Source organism: Pseudomonas sp. Irchel s3h14, from assembly GCF_900187425.1.
GTDB lineage: Bacteria > Pseudomonadota > Gammaproteobacteria > Pseudomonadales > Pseudomonadaceae > Aquipseudomonas.
Genome location: NZ_FYDJ01000020.1, coordinates 74,553 through 94,660, shown reverse-complemented (window position 1 = coordinate 94,660; position 20,108 = coordinate 74,553). Strand labels below are relative to the sequence as shown.

The window sequence follows — 20,108 nt, the reverse complement described above, 5'->3', positions numbered from 1 at the left end:
GGGCAGGTATTGGAGGATTATTTCTGGATCACCGCCCCAGGCCTTCGAGGCCAAGGACGGTGAAGATCTCAAAGACCCGGTTTCCAGTAGACCGTAAGGCTGCTCCGCTTAAGTGAACAGCATTACGCATCACTGCGGGCCTTTTCTTTTAGTGCGGAACCTATCAGCCCCGACGACGCAGTGCGTCGATACGCTCTTCCAGCGGTGGGTGGCTCATGAACATGCGGGCGAACCCCTGTTTGATGCCACCGTTGATGCCGAAAGCCGTCAGGGTGTCCGGCATGTGCACCGGCAGCCCCTGTTCGGCACGCAGGCGTTGCAGGGCGCCGATCATTGCGGCGGTACCGGCCAGGCGTGCACCGGCTTCGTCTGCACGGAATTCGCGTTTACGCGAGAACCACATGACGATGGCGCTGGCCAGAATGCCCAGAACCAGTTCGGCGAAGATGGTTGCCACGTAGTAGGCGATGCCCTGGCCTTCTTCGTTCTTGAAGATCACCTTGTCGACAAAGTTGCCGATGATCCGTGCGAAGAACATCACGAAGGTGTTCACCACGCCCTGGACCAATGCCAGGGTGACCATGTCGCCATTGGCTACGTGGCCGATTTCGTGGGCCAGAACGGCCTTCACTTCATCTGGCGAGAAACGCTCGAGCAGCCCTTGGCTGACCGCTACCAACGCGTCGTTCTTGTTCCAGCCGGTGGCAAAGGCGTTCGCCTCGTAGGCCGGGAAAATACCGACTTCGGGCATCTTGATCCCGGCTTCCCGGGACAATTGCTCAACGGTTTGCAGCAGCCATTGCTCGTGACGTGTGCGCGGCTGGCTGATGATTTGGGTGCTGGTGCTCATCTTCGCCATCCACTTGGAGATGAACAGCGAGAACAGCGAACCGGCGAAACCAAAGACCGCACAGAAAATCAGCAGCTGATTGAGGTTGAGATCAACCCCGTTGGCCGCCATGAACCCGTTGAAGCCGAAAAGGCTCAGGGTGATGCTGGCAATCAGCACGACCGCCAGGTTAGTGGCCAAAAACAGCAGGATGCGCATCATGGTTGTAGAAATCTCCTCATGCTAAAGATGTAGCGTACTGCGGGGTATATAAGGTGCTGACCCGGGCTATTCAACCAGGTGACTATTTCAAACTGTGTCCTACGGCAACAGTCTAGCTGCTTGAAGGGCATTTCCGACGTCGATGCGGGAAGTGTTTGTCAGGCAATTAGCGTCATAAGCCCCGCCGTTGTTAGACGCGAGCACTCAACGGTCATCAGTCAGCGATTGAAGAAGCGATGTTCGGCAGGGCGCAAAGAAATGTTGCTGAATCAATCACCGTGCGACTTGCGCAAGCGTCGCACGGTGACAGGCAGGTTACTGGCGATAGGACTTGAGGAAATTGCCGATACGTCCGATGGCCATGTCCAGGTCGTCCACGCGCGGCAGGGTCACCACACGGAAGTGGTCCGGCCATGGCCAGTTGAAGGCGGTGCCTTGAACTACCAGCAGCTTCTCCGACAGCAGCAGGTCGAGCACGAATTTCTCGTCGTTATGGATCGGGCAGACTTTCGGGTCGATCCGTGGGAACGCATACAGCGCACCCATTGGCTTGACGCAGCTCACGCCGGGAATGTCGTTGAGCAGTTCCCAGGTACGGTTGCGCTGTTCCAACAGTCGTCCGTTGGGCAATACCAGATCATTGATGCTCTGGTAGCCGCCGAGGGCGGTCTGGATCGCATGCTGGCTCGGCACGTTGGCACACAGACGCATGTTGGCCAGCATGTCGATGCCTTCGATGTAGCTCTGGGCATGGTGTTTCGGCCCGGAAATGGCGATCCAGCCGGAACGGAAACCCGCCACGCGATAAGACTTGGACAGACCGTTGAACGTCAGGCACAGCAGGTCTGGCGCCAGGGAAGCCGTGCAGATGTGCACCGCATCGTCGTACAGAATCTTGTCGTAGATCTCGTCGGAAAAAACCACCAGGTTGTGCTGACGGGCCAGTTCCAGCATGCCCAGCAGGACTTCTTTCGAATACACCGCGCCGGTCGGGTTGTTCGGGTTGATGATCACCAGTGCTTTGGTGTTCGGGGTGATCTTGGCCTTGATGTCGGCCAGGTCCGGCCACCAGTTGGCCTGCTCGTCGCACAGGTAATGCACCGGGTTGCCGCCCGACAGGCTCACCGCGGCGGTCCACAGCGGGTAGTCCGGAGCCGGCACCAGCACTTCGTCGCCGTTGTTGAGCAGGGCCTGCATCGACATCACGATCAGCTCGGAAACGCCGTTGCCCAAATAGATGTCTTCAATGCCGACGCCTTCTACCTGCTTTTGCTGGTAGTACTGCATCACGGCCTTGCGGGCGCTGAACAGGCCTTTGGAATCGCTGTAGCCCTGAGCAGTCGGCAGGTTGCGGATGACGTCCTGAAGGATTTCATCCGGCGCTTCGAAACCAAAAGGCGCCGGGTTGCCGATGTTCAGCTTGAGGATGCGATGGCCTTCCTCTTCCAGGCGTTTGGCGTGCTTGAGCACTGGGCCGCGAATGTCGTAGCAGACGTTGGCGAGCTTGTTCGATTTGCTGACCTGCATGGCGATGTGTTCCCGAAAATGAACGATCCAGGCGGCGTATAAACGACCGTGCTGGGAATCCTGCGTATTCACACAGGCCTGGCGCCTTGAGAGGCAGCACCCATAATCCGTTTGAATGCGCGTGGTCTGGCTGCCAGACTGGCGTTTGACGAGGCGCAATCATACGTGCCGCCCGATCCGTGGAAAAGGTACAGATCGGGCTTTTTCAGCTGCTGAGGTGTGATGATGGAAAAGTTGGAAAAAACCCTGGAAGAATGGCGGGCGATGCTCGATCCGGAGCAGTACAACGTTTGCCGCCTCAAAGGCACCGAACGGCCGTTCTCCGGCAAATACAACGACAGCAAGGTCGACGGCATTTACCACTGCATCTGCTGCAACGAGCCGCTGTTCGACTCCAAAACCAAATTCGACTCTGGCTGCGGCTGGCCGAGCTTCTATGCTCCGATTGGTGACAGCGCCATGGTCGAGATCCGTGACGTCAGCCACGGCATGATCCGCACCGAAGTGGTCTGCGCCAAATGCGATGCGCACCTGGGCCACGTGTTCCCGGACGGCCCGCCGCCGACCGGCCTGCGTTATTGCATCAACTCGGTGTGCCTGGACCTGGCACCCCGCGGGTAATAAGCCAATGGGCGATCCGATGATCGCCCTTCGGATATTTAAATTGCACACAATTCAATTGCTCGCTATGTTTGTCTCATCTTCCCTCATTCAGAGTCCGAGCCATGAGCGACAACCTGCTGAGCATCCCTTGCACCACCATCAAGGGTGAGCAAAAGACCCTGGCGGATTTCGCCGGCAAAGCTGTGTTGGTGGTCAATACCGCGAGCAAATGCGGCTTCACTCCGCAATACAAAGGCCTTGAAGAGTTGTGGCAGACCTACAAGGATCAAGGTCTGGTGGTGCTGGGCTTTCCGTGCAATCAGTTCGGCAAGCAAGAGCCAGGCAACGAAGGGGCGATTTCCGAGTTCTGCGAGTTGAACTTCGGCGTCAGTTTTCCGCTTTTCAAAAAGATTGAAGTCAATGGCGCCGACGCCCATCCGCTGTTCGTTCAACTGAAAAAACGCGCACCGGGTGTGCTGGGTTCCCAGGGCATCAAGTGGAACTTCACCAAGTTTCTGATCGGCAAGGATGGCCAGCTGGTCAAGCGCTTCGCCCCCGCGACCAAGCCGCAGGACCTGACCCGCGAGATCGAAGCCCTGCTCAAATGAACACCTTGTCAGTCGATTCCCTGAAGCTTGACAGTCAACTGTGCTTCAAGCTGTACGCCGCTTCCCGGGCGGTGATCCGCGCTTATAAACCGATGCTCGATCAGCTCGGCCTGACCTATCCGCAATACCTGGCGATGCTGGTGTTGTGGGAATGGCAGGAGGCAGCCCCGGAGCAGCCGACGGTCAAGGCGTTGGGCGAACGCCTGGCGTTGGATTCCGGCACGCTGACGCCATTGCTCAAGCGTCTTGAGCAACTGCAGCTGATTCAGCGTCAGCGCTCGGCGCGGGACGAGCGTGAAGTGCACTTGAGCCTGTCGCCCACCGGCAAGGCCTTGCGCGATCAGGTCGGGCCGCTCAAGGCCCGTCTGTTATGCGACAGCGGTGTGGATCTGGATCGCCTGAATGATCTGCGCGATGGTCTTGATCACCTTTTGGGGCAAATCAAAGCACTGTCGTAGTAGGGACCCACAAGTCCAGCAGGGCAGCCAACTCTTCCCGGCGGAAGGGTTTTGCCAGGTAATCGCTCATGCCTGCCGCACGACAGCGTTCGCGCTCTTCGGACATGGCGTTGGCGGTCAGGGCGACGATGGGCAGCTGTGGCCAGCGTCCGCTACGACGGATTTGCCGACTGGCCTCGTAGCCGTCCATCACCGGCATGTTGCAGTCCATCAGCACCAGATCGAATTCGCTCTGCTCCAGCTGATCCAGCGCCTCGCCACCGTGACCGGCGACAATCACCTCGCAACCGAGTTTTCCGAGCATCCCCTTGGCCACCAATTGGTTGACCGGATTGTCCTCCACCAGCAGCACGCGTCCGCGTCGTTGTGGGGAGAGGGCGTCGATCCGGGCACCGTTGATCGTGTTGAGTTCCGGCTGCAGGGTTCGCCGCAGCGTCTGGTACAGCGCGTTGCGTGCCAGAGGCCGCGCCTGTTGCTGTAAGGGGGCGAGGGCGAGGGCTTCTTCGCTGGGCATGAAACTGCCGTAAGCGGTGACCAGCAGAATGGGGGCTGTACACGAGGGGCGCAGGCCAAACAGGCATTCGGGGCAATCGGTAATCAGTACATCCGGGTTCAGGCCCAGCAACGAGTCATTGATGGAGCGCTGCTCATAGTCGAGCCCCCAGCCGGGCAACACACTGTTCAGCAGTTCTGCCAGACCACTGCTGGCGGCAGTGATGGCGATGACCTTGCCCTGTAAGGAGGCCGGGGGAAGGGCGCGGGTGTGGCTGGGCAGCGGCAGATCCGCACAGAACTGGCTACCGAAGCCTGCTTCCGAGTTGATGGTGAGGCGCCCTTGCATGGCTTCGCAAAGGTTGTAGGTCAGTGCCAGGCCCAATCCGGTCCCGCCGAATTGCCGGGTAATGCCGGCACCCGCTTGCGTGAAGGGCTGGAAGATCTTGACCTGGGCGTCCTGGGCGATACCGATGCCGGTGTCGCAGACTTCGATTCTGACGCCGTCCCCGAATGTCGACAGGCGCACATCGACCCGACCGAAACGGGTGAACTTGAGGGCGTTGGACAAGAGGTTGCTGACGATCTGTCGGACCCGGGTCGGATCCCCGAGCACCAGGGCCGGAAAGTGTGGGTCGATCAGGCAGCTCAGTTCGACACTCGGCGCGGTGTTTTGCGATAGCAGGTTGGCGGTGTCTTCGATCAGCGAGCCGAGGTCGAACGGAATATGTTCGAGCTCAAGTTGGCCGGCATCGAACTTCGACAAATCGAGAATATCGTTGAGCAGTTCCACCAGTACTTTGCCCGAGTCATGGGCGATGGACAGCTGTTGCTGTTGTTCGGCATTGAGCGGGCCGTCCAGGGAAAGCGCGATCATCCCCAGCAGGCCGTTGAGCGGCGTGCGGATCTCGTGGCTCATGTTGGCCAGGAACACCGAGCGCGCTTCGGCCATGTCCAGGGCGGTTCTGCGGGCGACTTCCAGTTCCTGATTGGATTGGCTGAGCCGCGAGTTGATTGCCTTGAGTTCCGCCGTGCGGGCCGAGACGATGTTCTCCAGTTGCCCAAGGTAGTCGGTCAGGCGGTTTTCGGCGTTGCGTCGTTGCTGGATTTCGGTGGCGATGTTTTCGAATTGTTGATTGGCAACTTTGACCAGTACACCGATCTCATCGTTTTCATGGTCCGTCGGACACTCCAGCGACGTTGACTCCGTGCTGCGCGGGTCGCGACTGCTGAGTTCACGGATGACCCGCACCAACGGCTTGGTCAGCATCACATAGAACAGCGCCAGCAGGATGCCAGTCAGCAGCAGGCTGCGGGCGAAGCCATTGAGCAGAGTCACCTCGGCCCGGCGCAGGAACCGGTTGCCGAATGAATAAGTGTCGACGTCCAGACGCAGGGTGCCGAGGGATTCGGTCGGCAAGTGATCCAGGTAGAGACGGTCTTCGAACTGCCGGTTGGCGCCGAACAGGAAGTCACTGATCACCCTATAACCGCTTTGCACCTCCGGGCGTTTGACGCTGGCGAGCACGGTACTGTTGTTGTCGATCAACTGCGCGCCGATGATCGCCGGCGAGCGCAACAGGCCCAGGGTCAGTTCCTGAGCGAGTTCGGCGTCGATGTTATAGGCGATGCGGGACGCGGGGTTGTGGCTGATTTCCAGCAAAGACAGGATTTCGCGGTTGATGGAGGCGTCTTCACTGGCATAATCGATGCCTATTTGCAGCAGACTGAGCAGCGTGCCCAGAATGAAACCGACCAGCACAGTAAGCCTGGCTTGCTTGTAGGACAGCCGGTTGGTGAACTTGATATCCATGGGGTGTCGAACCACTTCCGTTTCCCTTCGCTGCTCAAGCATAGTCGATCATGCATGGATACCGATGTTCTCGCGAGCCCTTGTGCAAAGGGATGAGCCGGACACCGAACGCTGTGTTTCGTCGCTGTATCGCCATCATTACTGTGAACGTGCCCGAGGAGAAGACGTGGATTCCCGATTAAATGCTTTTCTTGAACGCGCCGATGCCGTTTTGGCCCGTATCGAACCGTTGCTGCCCACCCCTCGGCAAGCTATCGACTGGAATCATTGTCTTGCCGCGCGCTGGCAGCGCGAGGGTCGCAGCGGATTTCTGTTGCCGCTGGAAGTCAGCCTCGACATGCGTTTGTCCGACCTGATCGGTGTCGACCGGCAACTGGAGCAACTGGGGCGAAATACCCAGCAGTTCCTCGATGGCATGCCGGCCAACCACGCGTTGCTCTGGGGCTCGCGCGGCACCGGTAAGTCGTCGCTGATTCGTGCCTTGCTGGCCGAACACGCCAAGGCCGGATTGCGGCTGATCGAGATCGAACGCGATCACCTGGCGGACTTGCCCCGAGTGGTCGAGCAGATCGCCAAGCTGCCCCAGCGTTTTGTGCTGTTCTGCGATGACCTGTCATTCGAGTCGGGCGAGGGCGATTATCGTGTGCTCAAAAGCGTGCTCGACGGCTCTCTCGAACAGGCGCCGGATAACGTTTTGCTGTACGCCACGTCCAACCGTCGCCACCTGGTACCGGAAAAGGAAAGCGATAACGAAAACTGGAAACGCGTTGACGGCGAACTCCATCCCAGCGAGGCGGTGGAAGACAAGATTGCGCTGTCGGACCGTTTCGGATTGTGGCTGTCGTTCTATCCGTTTACTCAGGAACACTTTCTCAACGTCGTCGAACACTGGATCGGTCAACTGGCCGACAAGGCCGGCCTTGAGTGGCAGCGAGACGAAGCATTGGACATCCTCGCGGTGCGCTGGGCCACGGGCCGCGGTAATCGCAACGGACGTTGCGCGTATCAATTTGCTCGCTATTGGGTCGGGCTGAAGCTGTTGGAGCACAAGGCATGATAGATTTACAAAAGAGCGGCCAGGGCCTCGAAGGCTACGGCATGCTGTGGGCGCAATTGGAGTCATTGCTGGCTGACGAGCGGGATTTCATTGCCAACGCCGCGCAGTTCTCGGCGTTCCTTTATAACCAGCTCGATGACCTGAACTGGGCCGGTTTCTACCTCAATCGTAATGAAGAACTGGTGCTTGGCCCGTTTCAAGGGCAGATCGCCTGCGTGCGGATTCCGTTCGGTCGGGGCGTGTGCGGAGCGGCGGCGGCCACCTTGGAGACCCAGTTGGTCGAGGACGTGCACGCGTTCCCCGGACACATTGCTTGCGACAGTGCGTCGAACAGCGAGCTGGTGGTGCCACTGGTCAAGGATGGTCGACTGATCGGCGTGCTGGACCTCGATAGCCCGAAACTGGCGCGTTTTACCGCTGAAGATCAGGCCGGTATCGAGCAATTGGCGGCGATTTTCCTGCGCCTCACCGACTGCTGATCATGCCAGGCCTGCCTTGACCAGCAGGCTTGCCGGATCAACCGCATCGATCTGTTGGGGATCGAGGAATCGATCGGCGTACTGCAAGTAGATTTGCGCGTTGATGAACAGCCCGAACAACTCAGGATCGATGTGGGCATCCCTGCACATGGTGGCCATGATGCCCAGCGCTTCGCTCAAGGACTTGGCTTTCTTGTAGGGGCGATCGGTGGCGGTCAGTGCTTCGAAAATATCGGCAATCGCCATCATCCGCGCCGGCAGGCTCATTTCTTCGCGCTTCAACTGTTTGGGATACCCGGTGCCGTCCATTTTCTCGTGGTGGCCGCCGGCGATCTCCGCGACGTTGGTGAGGTGGCCGGGGAAGGGCAGGTGGCTGAGCATCAGAATCGTCTGCACCATGTGGTGATTGATGATGTAACGCTCCTCGCGGGTCAGGGTGCCTCGGGCAACGCTCAGGTTATAGAGCTCGCCCCGGTTGTACTTGTAGGGCGGCACATCGAGCTTGAACCCCCAGGGATTGTCCTCCGGAATCAGTTCGGCTTCGGGCCGTTCCAACAGGTGCTCGGGTTTGTCCGCCAGCAATGGCTCGCTGACCGGCAGTGTCGGTGCCGGGGTCCGCGCCTGACGCCGGTTCTCTTCCCAGGAAACGCCCAGTCGGTCGTCCAGGGTTCGGGACCAGGTGCGTTGGGCGATGCTTCGTAGGCGTTGCAGGTCGGATTCGGCCATCGCCTCGCTACCCAGGTTGCATCGGGCAACGAACGCAAAATCATCGTCCAGCCCCGCCAGCGTGGCATTTCGCAGTTCGGCCAGGTGCTGCTCGTCACCGCCCAGGGCCATGGCTTGCCAATAGCTGATCCAGGCATCGCGCTTGAGCACTTCGAAGCGGGTGCGGATTTCGTGAATACGGTCGTTAAGGGTTTCCAGCTTCGTGGCTTTATCGACCACATATTCCGGGGTGGTGACCTTGCCGCAATCGTGCAGCCAGGCGGCGATGTGCAGCGCTTCCCATTCATCTTCGGTGGGTTGATAGCCACTGAAGGCCGGGTCCTGGCTGGCAGCGGCGGCTTGGGCGAGCATCAGGGTCAGCGCCGGCACTCGCTGGCAGTGACCGCCGGTATAGGGGCTTTTGGCGTCAATCGCCCCCGCCAGCAGTTGAATGAAGGAATCCAGCAGTTGTTTCTGTTTGGCTTGCAGACGTTGACTTTCGATACTCACGGCGGCCGCGCCGGAAACCGCCTGGAGGAACGCGATGCGGTCCGGGCGAAGTTTCTCCAGATCGCTCTGGTTGCCGGTATCAGCCAACAGCAGGACCAGCAGGCCCACGGTTTCGTTATGACGATTGTGCAGCCGAATACCGATCAGATGAACGCGGGGACACTCCAGTGCATGCAACACATTCTGCAAATCCCCGGCCTCTTCGAAACCAAGCGTGGTGACGACGTTGTCGGCATTCGATAGCTGTTGTAGCCATGCAGGGCTTTGCGGAGCCTGGAGTTCGTGTCCTCGAAGATCAAATGACGGCAATGCCCGTGAGGTGCCGTTGACGACCAGACCATGGGGCTCCATGCGATCGCCATCACTTTCGCGCAGGTAGATCAGACCGGCCTGGGCCTGGCCGATTTTCACGGTTTCAAACAACACCCGTTCGAGTAAGGGGGCGAAGCGGGTCTCGGCGCTCAGGCTGTCGGTGATCTGGAAAAAACTCGCCAGGGTGTCTTTCATGCGCGACATCGACACGCTCAGTTGGTCCACTTCGAGCACGGGAGAGCGACGTGAGGCCGGAAAGTTGAAGTCAAAACTGCGAACCGCATCAGCCTCCCGCACCAGCGCGCGCAGGGGTTTGACCAGAACTCGCGAGGTCAGCCAGCCCAGCGGCAGGCACAGCAACAGCGTGGCCAGGGTAATCAGCGCGCCTTGCCAGCGCATGCGGTAGGCATCGACAAGTAACTCATCTTCCGGCACCAGCAGCGCCAGTTGCAGTCCCTGGGGGCCGCCCTCCTGCATGCGGCTGCGGGCAACGATCCATTGACGACCGGCGACATCCAGGCGATTACCTGCGGGGGAATTGTTGAGCAACGCGCCGAGACCGGGGCTCAGGTCGGCGGCTTTGATCAGGCGGGCAGTCTGATCGTCGATGATCAGTTTGCTGCTGTCGGGATACGCGATGGCATTCCCTTCCGCATCGAACAGCACAATGTCGGTACTGGGCGTCACGACATGTTTGGCCAGTGTCGCGGAGAGTTCCGCCAGGGTCAGATCGGCCCCCATGATGGCCTGTTCGCCGCTGCGCCGGGCCAGGGTGGTGCCGACATTGTGGGTGGAGAAAAAAATGTAGGGTTCGGTGGTGATCTGATCGGTGTCGCTGCGGGCGTTGGCATACCAGGCGCGGGTTCGCGGATCGTAGGTTTCGTCGGGGTTGTCCTGGCGGCTGATGAGGGCCAGATCCTGATCGAAAAACAATGATTGGGAGCGGACCTGACCGTTGTTGCCTGTTCGCTCAATGCTCCACACCTGATAAGCCGCAGTATCCGGTGCCTTGAGGAGCGTTTTCAGGTCGGGGGTTCGCAAGGGTCGAACCATGAAGAAATCACCGTTGCCATAGCCCAGATACAACGAGGCCAGGTCGGGGTTGTCCTTGAGCGACTGGCTGAAGGGTTTGAGCAGCGCCAGGCGTTGCTCCAGGTCAGGTGCCTGGGTCGCCGGGTATTCCGCCAGCAGGGACAGCAGATGGCGAATCGGTTCATAAGTGGCGTGCAGGTCGAGACGGACGTCCTGCTCAATGCGGTTGAAGAGCTTTTCACTGCTGGAAAGAATGATCTGCGTGGTTTGCTGGTAGTTGAAAAGGCCCAGCACCACGCCAGTCAGCAACAGCAGGAAAGTGAACATCACGCTGATATGGACGTGCAGGGGAAACCGCCGTTGATCCGGGCGCAGTGGGCTGGGCATTGCGGGTCTCTCCATGATGGTTAACACACTGCTCAGCGTCCAAGCATAGTTAAGGCTCTGTCATTCTGCTTTTGTCGTTTTGGCCGATCTGTTGCTGCAATGCTTGCTCCAATTCGAGCATGGCGCGCTCTATAGCCTTGCTGCAATCGGCCACTTCGTCGTGATGAAACACTTCATGGCAGGCTTTTTCCAGCGCCTCGCAGCTGTCGATCACCCGGGACGCCTGGACAATTCGCGCGGCGCCCTTGATTTTGTGGGCGACGTCGAGAAATGGCTGAGGTTCTTTGGAGGGGGACAGCGCCAGCAGTTCTTGTCGATCCAGACGGTTGCTGTTCAACAGTTCGGTCAACAGTCGCTGGTCCAGGACCGGATCTCCGCCGGTCAAAAGACGCAACCCTTGCAGGCTGAACGCGGGATCGTGGGCGATTGGCCTGATTCCTTCAAACCACTGACTCAAGGCTGTCAGGGTAAGGGGCTTGAACAGGCAGTCGTCCATCCCGGCTTGTTTGCAGCGTTGTATTTCTTCCGGTTGTGCATTGGCGGTAAAACCCAGCACGGTACAGGGCGGGCGGTGCGTTTGTAGTTCATGTCGGCGAATGGCGCGGGCCAGTTCGTATCCGTTCATGATCGGCATGTTGCAATCGACAATCACCAGATCGAACGGCTCGGCTTCCCATGCCTGAAATCCCGCCTGGCCATCCGGCGCGACGCTGAATCGGTGGCCCAGAAACGCCAGTTGCTGGCACATGAGCAAGCGATTGGCGGGGTGATCGTCGACCACCAGAACATTCAACGGGGTCTTCGTGGTGCGGATTTGCGCTTCAGCAGTCTCCGGCATCTGTTCGAGTGGCAATGTTGCCAGGTGCAACGACACCTCGACTTGAGTGCCGACACCCGGCTGGCTGCTCAATTGCAGGCTGCCGCCCATCATTTCGCACAGGCTGCGGCTGATCACCAGTCCAAGCCCCGCGCCGCCTCTGGCGGACTGCCCGGAGTGATCGGCCTGAGCAAAAGGTTCGAACAACCGCCGCTGATCCTGTTCACTGATCCCTATGCCGCTGTCGTGAACCTGCAACAGCATCCTGACCCGCTCAGGCTCGGCGGCCGGCTGCAGGTCGACGATGATCCTGATTTGGCCGTGCTCCGTAAACTTGATGGCGTTGCTCACCAGGTTGGACAGCACCTGCTTGAAGCGCATCGGGTCCAACAGGACATCAAACCCCGGATTGGCAGGGCGGAATTCCAGCAGCAGCCGGAGACTTTTCTGGCGCGCCAGTCCATCGAAGACTCGCACCACCGAGGCCACGATTTCACTTGGTTTGACCCGTTCAGGGCTCAGGCTCAAGCGTCCGGATTCAATCCGGGCAATGTCGAGAATGTCCCCGATCAGCTCCAGCAGGTCCTTCGCCGAGTTGTATGCCACATCGATGGCCGGGCGATCCGGGTGCTCATGATCGATGCGTTTCAGGGTGAGCTCGAGCATGCCGATGACCGCATTCATCGGAGTGCGGATCTCATGGCTCATGGTCGCCAGAAAAGTGGTTTTGGCTCGGTTGGCTTCATCGGCACGCTCTTTGGCATAGCGCAGATCATCGAACAGTTGCCGCCGTTCGCTGATGTCGATCCAGCCGCCAATAATGCCTTGTACTTCACCGCTCGAATCACGGTAGGGAAGAATCCAGTGGTAAATCGTCAGTCTGCGGTCGCCGATGTGCAGCGCGCGATCGAGGATCAGCGGTATGCCCTCGGCTACGACGCGTTGGTAATCGGCCTGATACTCCCGGGCTTCGAACGCATTGCTCATGTTGGCTTGCATGACGCCTTTGCCGATGACGTCTTCACGTTTCGCACAGAAGGCTTCCAGGTAACTGTCGTTGCAGCTTTGCAGCAGTCCCTGACGATCGCGCACGTAGATGGGATGAGGCGTCCCGTTGACCAGTGATCGCATGAATTCGAGTTGATCGTTCAATGCGCGCTCGGCTGCCTGACGCTGCTTTATCTGGCGACGCATGTAAGCGTTCCAGGCAACGGAAATCAGCAGCAGCACCCCGGCACCAATGACGATTTGGTAGAACAGTCGGTGATAGTTGCGCCAGGTACTTTGCGAGGACGCCGAATAGCCGCGCCAGCGGCTGTTGATGATCCCCAGTTCTTCCGGCGCAATGCTCAGCAGCGCCTTGTTGAGGATGGTGTTCAGTTCTTTGGCTTCCCGGCCTGTGGCCAGGGAAAACGCGGCCTGCCGGGTGCCGATGGTGGTACTGATTTGAAGGGTGTGCTCGAAGAGCTGCGATGAGATGAAGTAGTTGGCAATCACCAGAGAATTCACCGCACCTTCTGCCTTGCCCTCGGCCAGCAACTCCACGGCGCTGAACGCGTCCGGGGTTTCAATCAGCCTGATCCGCGGGAACTCGCTGCGCAGGTAATCCACCAGGGGATTGCCTTGGGCAATTGCCAGGCGTTTGTCCTGCAACTGCGCAAGGCTTGTCGGGCTGTCGGCGGCTTTGCGAGTCAACAGGACAAAGGAGTTTTGCAGATAGGGGCGGGTGAAGTTCAGCGTCATTTCACGTTGGGCGCTGGGGAGCAGGGCGGCGATCAAGTCGGCCTTATTGTCCGTGATCTGCTCGATCATCTCGTCATCACTGCGGCTGCGACGGACGTCGAAGCGCAAACCGGTGCGCAATCTGATCAGCTCGAGCAAGTCTGCGGTAACCCCACGAAAGTTGCCATCACTGTCGAAAAACGTCAGCGGCGCAAAAGCCTCATTGACCACCACACGCACTACCGGGTGTTGCGCCAGCCAGCGTTCCTCGTTGTGGGTGAGTTGCAGTTTTTGATCGGTGAGAAGCATGTCACTGCCTGCACTCCAGCGTTTGGCGATGTTGTCTCGTTCGCTGGTGGGCACGGCCATGAGCATTGCGTTGATGATCCCGAGCAGTTGCAGGTTGTCCTTGTGCACGGCAAAGCTGAAACCGTGGGCTTCGTGTTTGCCGAAGTTGGCCATGCGGATGTTGTTGAGATACCCCTTGTTGATCATGTAATGGGTGGAAATGGTGTCACCCAGAAAAACGTCGGCTTGATCGAAGGCAACGGCATTGATCGCATTCTGGTAGGACGGAAAGGACGTGATGATCGCCCCCGGATACATGGCCTTGACCTCCTTCAGCGGCAAATAGTGATACACCATGCTCAGCCGGAGACCGGACAGGCCATCGGTCAAGGATCTGGTTTCTCCTTCGCGTGTCACCAGAACCGGTTGGTCTACGGCGTAGGGTGTGGAAAGTACGATGTCAGCGTTGTGAGCTTCGAATCCATTGGCGGTGCCCAGCAAATCGATCTCGCCGCTTTCGAGTGCCTCGATCGCGGCCTCCCGGGACGCAAAGCGCAGAACCTTGATTGGCAAACCGGTGGTTTTGCCAAGGATACCTGCGTAATCGGCAGTAAAACCTTCGTAGTCGTCACCACTGATGGTCAGGTCGAAAGGGGGGTAGTCCGGGGCTGACGTGCCAAGGATCAGTTCCTGTTTATTCTCAATCCATTGTCGTTGTGATTTATCCAGTTGGACTTCCTGGTGTCCGGCCATCGAGCGACTCATCAGGGTGTAGTGCTCGCTGACGGTCTGCGCCGCGGCCACTGAGGTGGTCAGGCATAAACCGACGGCCATGAGTGTCAGATAATCCTTTATACGACTGGGCATCCTGTTCCTCACACTAACGCGTTACGTTTTGCCATATCGATGAGTTCAACAAGGGATTTGGCTTTGAGTTTTTGCATGAGGCGTTTTTTATAAGTACTGACAGTCTTGTTGCTCAGAAACATGCCTTTGGCGATTTCCTTGTTGGTGCGTCCTTGGGCAAAGAGTTGCAATACCATCAGTTCCCGGTCATTGACTGACTTGAACAGTTCCAGGTCGGCGAAACGCGCGTCATCACAGCGAACAGGATTCAATGCCTGGCTTGGGAAATAGTTGTAACCTGACAATACGGCTTTTATAGCACTGACCAGTTCACTCAGGTCTTCCTGTTTGCACACATACCCCGATGCGCCGGATTGCATGCAGCGAATACCAAAAAGTGTTGGGCACTGTGCTGTTAATACCAATGTTTTCAGGCGGGTACTCATTGCGTTGAAACGGGCGAGAACCTCCAGTCCATCCAGTTTTGGAATGCTGATGTCGAGAATGACCAGATCAGGCATGCATTCGCGAACCATCTGCATGGCGTCGACCCCATTATCAGTTTCGCCGACGACTTTGTAACCTTCATGTTCAAGCAACATTCTGACGGCAAGGCGGATAACCGGGTGATCGTCGACAATAAAAACGGAGTTCATAATCAAATCCCATACGCGCTCTAATAAAGCGCGCACCTTAGCTCAGATAGTTGAGGCGACGCATGAGCTGACGGACCTGCAGCGGCAATATAGGAATAATCCTACAGCTGAAGAAGAATGGGACTACGTATCAACTAGGTTTTTTATGAAGAAGGGTAAAGGTTGTTGATAGTTAGTCGAGAGGTTGTAAGTATTTAATTGTAAGTTTTTAGTTGTGTTCGGGCTGAATTTTTAGTGCGTTTGTTATGCGGTTTTTTACAATGAGGCCAAGGTCAATAAGTTTCTAAATTCGGATTGTTTCAGTGGTTTGATCAAGTATCCCAATAATGGCAGTCCGTGTTCGTTGGCCTTTTTTTCAAGTTCATCCAGTTCGGCGGATGTCAGGCTGCTTAACAGTATTGCCTGTCTAATCATTCCCCGGTGGCTGGCGAATTCGACCAGATCAAGCCCGCAGAGGTCGGGCAGACATTGATCGCACAAAAGAATATCAAACGGTTGCACAGCCTTGAGCATTTGTTGCAAGGCGCCATCGGCACTGTCGGTGGTGGTCAGTTGGGTGAAACCGTAACTCTCAAGCAGATATTGAGTCGCACGGAGTTGGAAGGGATGATCTTCCACCAGCAAGATGCGCAGATCGTCTTTGAACATAGGAGTATTCACGCTTCTTCTGTCGAGCTGAAGGAAGCGAGATTATTTCGCGAGGTTACCGAATAATCGATCAGTTAGCTCAGCGCATGTTGTAGGGGGATTCGGCGAATGTTGAGTGCACTTGGGGTTTGAGAGGCAAATCAACCATTGCAGGCGGCGTAATGGCTGATCACCCAGATCTGATCAGTGGCTCGAACGACCGGTCATCTCCAGCGCCATTTCGCTGGCATAGCTGTCGGTCATGCCGGCGATGAAATCAATCATCCGTAGAAACGAGGCGTGCAATGGGCCGTGAGGATCGGGCGCATTGTTAGCCAACAGGTCGAGGACCCGGCGACTCTTGAAAGACGGCGTTCGACCGTTGTGCTGTTCCAGTGCCGCGCCGCAGAAGGCGTTGAGCAGGATTTCCAGCGTGGTGTAGGCGCCGATTTCATGCAGGGTCTTGCGCTTGTCCTGGAAGATTTTTTTCCGCGCCATGTCCTTCGCATTCAGGACGCAACGCTTGGCAGGGCCGTGCATGTGCTCCACCAGATCACCGGGCAGCGTGCCGGCCAGCAACGCGTCCTGTTGTTCGACAAAGGCCCGTGCTGCGGCGTTGGTCAGGTGTTCAATGGCTTTGCCTCGCAGGATCGCCAGTTTGCGCCGGCGCGAATCCAGTGGACCAAGCTGGCGATAGGTTTCCGGCAGATCGTCACCCACAAGGTCCAGCAACAGGGACTCGACTTCGGCGTACTCCAGCAACTCCATTTCCAGACCGTCTTCCAGATCGATCAGCGCGTAGCAGATGTCATCGGCAGCCTCCATCAGATACACCAGCGGATGGCGAGCCCAACGCTGTTCCTCGAGTTGCGGCAGGCCGAGTTTATGGGCGATTTGTTCCAGTAGCGGCAATTCGCTCTGATAGCAGCCGAACTTGTGTTTCTTGTAGCCCAGTGAATCCGCGTGTTTTGCCGTCCATGGGTACTTCAGATAAGTACCCAGTGTGGCGTAGGTCAGCCGGGTGCCGCCGTCGAACTGGTGATACTCCAGCTGGGTGAGTACCCGGAAGCCTTGGGCATTGCCTTCGAAATTGAGGAAGTCATTACGTTCGACTTCGCTCATTGCATCCAGCCAGCCACGGCCGGCGGCCTGCTGGAACCAGTGGCGAATCGCGTCTTCGCCGGAATGGCCGAAGGGCGGATTGCCAATGTCATGGGCCAGGCAAGCCGATTGCACCACCATGCCCAGGTCGCTGGGCTCGCACCAGTCAGGCAGGGCGCTGCGGATGGTTTCGCCAACGCGCATGCCCAGCGAACGGCCAACGCAGCTGACTTCCAGCGAGTGGGTCAGGCGCGTGTGGATATGATCGTTGCTGGTGACCGGATGGACCTGGGTCTTGCGCCCGAGGCGGCGAAACGCGCCCGAGAAAATGATCCGGTCGTGGTCTTTGTGAAAAGGGCTGCGGCCGAGTTCTTCCGGGCTGTGCAGAGGCTTTCCGAGGCGTTCGCGGGTAAGCAGGGTTTGCCAATCCAAGGCGGGTTCTCTCCGTCAGGTGTTTGATCGCTTAAGCTTCCGGGTTCGCGTCCGGACCTGCAAGCGAAAAGCACGCACACACCTGTAGGAGCACGGCTTGCCGGCGATGGCGGTGTATCAGGCGTTGCAATATCGAATGAACTGCCGTCATCGCGAGCAAGCTCGGCTCCTACAGCCCGGCGGCGTCGATATCGATGAGCAGCAGTCGCTCGCCGTTGTCGAAAAATTGCCCGGCGGTGAGGCAATACTGGTTGCTGGTGGCGTCGCGGTAAGTATTGGAGAGCGTCAGTCTTCGTTCATCCCAACCCTCTGCCAGCAGGTGATAGAAGTAGGGGCGCCATGACCAGTTGTGGCCCAGGTAGCGATTGTCGGCCTCCCAACCGTTGTTGCGCCATTCAAGGTTGGGCGTCAGCTGCGTGCCGTGGCGGTCGCATTGGTAGAAGCGCAGCAGCCAGGGAAATGCATCCAGTTGTGGCAAGGCGCTGAGTGGGGCTCGGGCTTGAGCCCATGCTTGCAGGATGGTCATCAGCTCGCTGAGTTGCTGGCGCATGATCATCAGGCGACCGCGCTCAGCCAGCTTCTGCTGAACATAGCGCTGACGCAGTTGCGCGAAGCGCTCGACAAAGGCGTCCGTGGCAAAAAAACCGGTTTGTGCCCGGGCGAACAGAAAACCCTGAACGTAGCGCGAACCACACTCCAGGGCAAAACTCAGTTGAGCCTCGGTTTCCACCCCTTCGGCGATGATCCAGCAACCGGTTTTCTCCGCCATTTGCGCCAGGGCCTTGACCACGTCGCTGCTCGGCCCACCTAACGCCGCGGCCTGGAACAAGCGCATGTCGAGTTTGAGAATGTCCGGTTGCAGCGCGAGTACGCGATCAAGCTGAGAGTAGCCGGCACCAAAATCATCGATGGCGATCCTCGCACCGGCCTGTCGGTAGCGCGCCACGACGTCGGCCAGGCGCTGAATATCGCCTCCCAATTCGGTGATCTCGAAGACAATGCGTTGTGGATCGACGTTGTGCCTGCTCAATTGCTTGAGGCTTGGTAGAGCTTGGCCCTGCCGCAAGCGGTTGATCCAGCGTGGCGATATGTTCAGGCTCAGAAACCAGTCCGAGGGCGCTTCATGCAGGCGGCTCAGCGCGTTATCGCGGATCTGGCGGTCCAGACGACGGAGCGCGATGGCGGGCGTTCGCGGGTCGGCGAACAGCGGCCCCACCGAGGCCAGTTGACCGTCGGCCTGGCGCAATCTTCCCAGTGCCTCGACGCCAGCGATACGGCCGGTGGCGGTATCAATGAAGGGTTGAAAGCAGGCGAGCGGTTGCCCGTCGATCACGAGGCCTCCTTGGTCAGGTCTTGTTATTGGATAAAACCTGTTCACCGGGTAGGCAGGCAGGATTGAACCCCTCGATAAAGAGGTCCAATCCCGATGTTGCAAGAATGCAGCCAGATAACGGCCTTAGTGGTGACGCGAAGAGCCTTGCATGACCAGCTTGATCAATGGCCCCAACGTGGCGCCTAGACGAACCAGTCGAGTCAGGCTGCTGACGCCACCGCTCTTGGCGCCCTTACCCGTCAGAAAGCCCAGCAAGGTAACGGCAGCCACGCCCCAGAGTGGAGCGTGCTTGATGCCGAAGCCATCCTGCAGGTTTTGCGTCATCCCGCGCACGCGTTGCAAGGGTTGCAGCAGTTGCGCGGATTCATGGCGGATTTCCTGGCGATGCATTTCCATGCGCAGGCGAATCAGCGCCTTGCGCATTTCAGTGCGCGAGCTGTTGTGAGGCAGTTCAGGCAGGTTCATGGCAGCAGACGCTCCCGATCATTGGCCAACTCTTCCAGGGTGCCGTGGAAGGGTGAGGACTCATCGTAAATCGCCGCTCTCAAGCGCATCGCACAGAAAATGGCCGCAAGTGTGTAGAAAACACAGAGCCCGATGATGGCGGCCAGGCGATAGGTGTCCCAAAACAGGATCAACACCAGCGTCGACAACCCCACCAGCAACAGCAAGGCAAAAACCAGCGCCAGGCCTGCGAATAGCAACAGGCTTACCGTGCGGGCTTTTTGTTCCTGCAATTCGATGCCGAACAGTTCGACATGGCTGTGCAGCAGTCCAAGAAAAGCGGCACCCAGGCGCCGCGGTGAGGAGCTTGGGCCCGTCGCGGACGAGCCGGATTCGCCGATCGCCATATCAGCGCCGAGTGGCCAGCAAGCCAAGCAGGAAACCCACGCCGGCTGCGATCCCGACCGACTGCCATGGGTTGGCCTGGACATAGTCTTCGGTGGCGGTAACGGCGGCCTTGCTGCGTTCGCGCAGGGAGTCTTCGGTCAGTTTCAAGGTTTCGCGCGCACGCAGCAGACTGTCGTGGATTTGCTCGCGCAACTCATCAGCCTGATCGCCGGCCAGCGTTGCGGTGTGTTCCAGCAACCGTTCGGTGTCGCTGACCAGAGTCTGAAAATCGTTCATCAGGATTTCTTGAGCAGTCTTTGCCTTGATGCTGGCCATGGGTGGATCTCCGTAAGTGGCTTCTGAAACGTTCGAGTATGAGCCTTGCGCGAAGGTTCAGTACAAATGACTGGTACAACTTTTG

17 protein-coding genes are annotated in these 20,108 nt (G+C 58.2%); 5 read left to right on the top strand and 12 right to left on the bottom strand.

Annotated features, from left to right (window positions below; genetic code table 11):
- Positions 1-163 precede the first annotated feature (163 nt).
- On the bottom strand, positions 164-1,051 hold the full coding sequence (gene htpX / locus CKW16_RS26370) for a protease HtpX (protein WP_008145865.1): 888 nt from the start codon (positions 1,049-1,051) through the stop codon (positions 164-166).
- A gap of 315 nt (positions 1,052-1,366) precedes the next feature.
- Complete coding sequence (locus CKW16_RS26365; RefSeq protein WP_046056560.1) at positions 1,367-2,578, bottom strand: pyridoxal phosphate-dependent aminotransferase; 1,212 nt, start codon at positions 2,576-2,578, stop codon at positions 1,367-1,369.
- 225 nt (positions 2,579-2,803) lie between these two features.
- Between CKW16_RS26365 and msrB the strand changes: the two genes are divergently transcribed.
- From msrB to CKW16_RS26350, 3 genes are all read left to right on the top strand, one after another.
- Positions 2,804-3,199, top strand: a complete 396-nt coding sequence (gene msrB / locus CKW16_RS26360) for a peptide-methionine (R)-S-oxide reductase MsrB (protein WP_095131959.1) — start codon at positions 2,804-2,806, stop codon at positions 3,197-3,199.
- A gap of 104 nt (positions 3,200-3,303) precedes the next feature.
- Entirely contained in the window at positions 3,304-3,789 is a 486-nt protein-coding gene (locus tag CKW16_RS26355) for a glutathione peroxidase (RefSeq protein ID WP_007983498.1), read from the top strand.
- A complete protein-coding gene (locus tag CKW16_RS26350; RefSeq protein WP_095131957.1) occupies positions 3,786-4,247 on the top strand; it encodes a MarR family winged helix-turn-helix transcriptional regulator in 462 nt (153 codons plus the stop codon). The genes CKW16_RS26355 and CKW16_RS26350 overlap by 4 nt, the downstream gene beginning before the upstream one ends.
- On the opposite strand, the gene CKW16_RS26345 is transcribed toward CKW16_RS26350, so the two are convergent.
- Positions 4,231-6,552: a response regulator gene (locus CKW16_RS26345; RefSeq protein ID WP_095131955.1), complete on the bottom strand. Its 2,322-nt coding sequence runs from the start codon at positions 6,550-6,552 to the stop codon at positions 4,231-4,233. The two genes, CKW16_RS26350 and CKW16_RS26345, sit on opposite strands and share 17 nt — an antisense overlap.
- 166 nt (positions 6,553-6,718) lie before the next feature.
- On the opposite strand from CKW16_RS26345, the gene CKW16_RS26340 reads away from it, so the two are divergent.
- Both CKW16_RS26340 and CKW16_RS26335 read left to right on the top strand, forming a co-directional pair.
- A complete protein-coding gene (locus CKW16_RS26340; protein ID WP_095131953.1) occupies positions 6,719-7,609 on the top strand; it encodes an ATP-binding protein in 891 nt (296 codons plus the stop codon).
- The gene (locus CKW16_RS26335; RefSeq protein WP_095131952.1) at positions 7,606-8,088 is read left to right on the top strand and encodes a GAF domain-containing protein; all 483 of its coding nucleotides are present in this window, start codon (positions 7,606-7,608) and stop codon (positions 8,086-8,088) included. Before CKW16_RS26340 ends, CKW16_RS26335 begins: the two co-directional genes overlap by 4 nt.
- Here the strand turns inward: CKW16_RS26335 and CKW16_RS26330 are convergent, their stop codons facing one another.
- From CKW16_RS26330 to CKW16_RS26290, 9 genes are all read right to left on the bottom strand, one after another.
- The gene (locus tag CKW16_RS26330; protein WP_095131950.1) at positions 8,089-11,034 is read right to left on the bottom strand and encodes an HD domain-containing phosphohydrolase; all 2,946 of its coding nucleotides are present in this window, start codon (positions 11,032-11,034) and stop codon (positions 8,089-8,091) included.
- A gap of 49 nt (positions 11,035-11,083) precedes the next feature.
- Positions 11,084-14,728, bottom strand: coding sequence for a transporter substrate-binding domain-containing protein (locus CKW16_RS26325; RefSeq protein WP_095131948.1), 3,645 nt, complete (start codon positions 14,726-14,728; stop codon positions 11,084-11,086).
- Positions 14,729-14,736: 8 nt separating this feature from the next.
- Positions 14,737-15,363 carry a response regulator transcription factor gene (locus CKW16_RS26320; RefSeq protein WP_046049241.1) on the bottom strand — a complete coding sequence of 209 codons (627 nt, stop codon included), beginning with the start codon at positions 15,361-15,363 and terminating at the stop codon, positions 14,737-14,739.
- A gap of 255 nt (positions 15,364-15,618) precedes the next feature.
- Complete coding sequence (locus CKW16_RS26315; protein ID WP_095131946.1) at positions 15,619-16,011, bottom strand: response regulator; 393 nt, start codon at positions 16,009-16,011, stop codon at positions 15,619-15,621.
- Positions 16,012-16,194: 183 nt separating this feature from the next.
- Complete coding sequence (locus CKW16_RS26310) at positions 16,195-17,523, bottom strand: deoxyguanosinetriphosphate triphosphohydrolase (protein WP_095131944.1); 1,329 nt, start codon at positions 17,521-17,523, stop codon at positions 16,195-16,197.
- A gap of 169 nt (positions 17,524-17,692) precedes the next feature.
- The gene (locus CKW16_RS26305) at positions 17,693-18,856 is read right to left on the bottom strand and encodes an EAL domain-containing protein (RefSeq protein WP_095131942.1); all 1,164 of its coding nucleotides are present in this window, start codon (positions 18,854-18,856) and stop codon (positions 17,693-17,695) included.
- Positions 18,857-18,979: 123 nt separating this feature from the next.
- Entirely contained in the window at positions 18,980-19,321 is a 342-nt protein-coding gene (locus tag CKW16_RS26300; RefSeq protein ID WP_095131940.1) for a hypothetical protein, read from the bottom strand.
- Positions 19,318-19,707: a phage holin family protein gene (locus CKW16_RS26295; RefSeq protein ID WP_095131938.1), complete on the bottom strand. Its 390-nt coding sequence runs from the start codon at positions 19,705-19,707 to the stop codon at positions 19,318-19,320. Before CKW16_RS26295 ends, CKW16_RS26300 begins: the two co-directional genes overlap by 4 nt.
- Before the next feature lies 1 nt (position 19,708).
- Positions 19,709-20,023: a YqjD family protein gene (locus CKW16_RS26290; RefSeq protein ID WP_046049174.1), complete on the bottom strand. Its 315-nt coding sequence runs from the start codon at positions 20,021-20,023 to the stop codon at positions 19,709-19,711.
- Positions 20,024-20,108 lie beyond the last annotated feature (85 nt).

Bases quoted from the DNA above. Each gene is read 5' to 3' on its own strand.
- CKW16_RS26315 (WP_095131946.1), bottom strand. From the start codon at position 16,011: ATGTTCAAAGACGATCTGCGCATCTTGCTGGTGGAAGATCATCCCTTC.
- CKW16_RS26355 (WP_007983498.1), top strand. From the start codon at position 3,304: ATGAGCGACAACCTGCTGAGCATCCCTTGCACCACCATCAAGGGTGAG.
- CKW16_RS26325 (WP_095131948.1), bottom strand. From the start codon at position 14,728: ATGCCCAGTCGTATAAAGGATTATCTGACACTCATGGCCGTCGGTTTA.
- htpX (WP_008145865.1), bottom strand. From the start codon at position 1,051: ATGATGCGCATCCTGCTGTTTTTGGCCACTAACCTGGCGGTCGTGCTG.
- CKW16_RS26330 (WP_095131950.1), bottom strand. From the start codon at position 11,034: ATGCCCAGCCCACTGCGCCCGGATCAACGGCGGTTTCCCCTGCACGTC.
- CKW16_RS26290 (WP_046049174.1), bottom strand. From the start codon at position 20,023: ATGGCCAGCATCAAGGCAAAGACTGCTCAAGAAATCCTGATGAACGAT.
- CKW16_RS26350 (WP_095131957.1), top strand. From the start codon at position 3,786: ATGAACACCTTGTCAGTCGATTCCCTGAAGCTTGACAGTCAACTGTGC.
- CKW16_RS26365 (WP_046056560.1), bottom strand. From the start codon at position 2,578: ATGCAGGTCAGCAAATCGAACAAGCTCGCCAACGTCTGCTACGACATT.
- CKW16_RS26345 (WP_095131955.1), bottom strand. From the start codon at position 6,552: ATGGATATCAAGTTCACCAACCGGCTGTCCTACAAGCAAGCCAGGCTT.
- CKW16_RS26320 (WP_046049241.1), bottom strand. From the start codon at position 15,363: ATGAACTCCGTTTTTATTGTCGACGATCACCCGGTTATCCGCCTTGCC.
- CKW16_RS26295 (WP_095131938.1), bottom strand. From the start codon at position 19,707: ATGGCGATCGGCGAATCCGGCTCGTCCGCGACGGGCCCAAGCTCCTCA.
- CKW16_RS26300 (WP_095131940.1), bottom strand. From the start codon at position 19,321: ATGAACCTGCCTGAACTGCCTCACAACAGCTCGCGCACTGAAATGCGC.
- msrB (WP_095131959.1), top strand. From the start codon at position 2,804: ATGGAAAAGTTGGAAAAAACCCTGGAAGAATGGCGGGCGATGCTCGAT.
- CKW16_RS26335 (WP_095131952.1), top strand. From the start codon at position 7,606: ATGATAGATTTACAAAAGAGCGGCCAGGGCCTCGAAGGCTACGGCATG.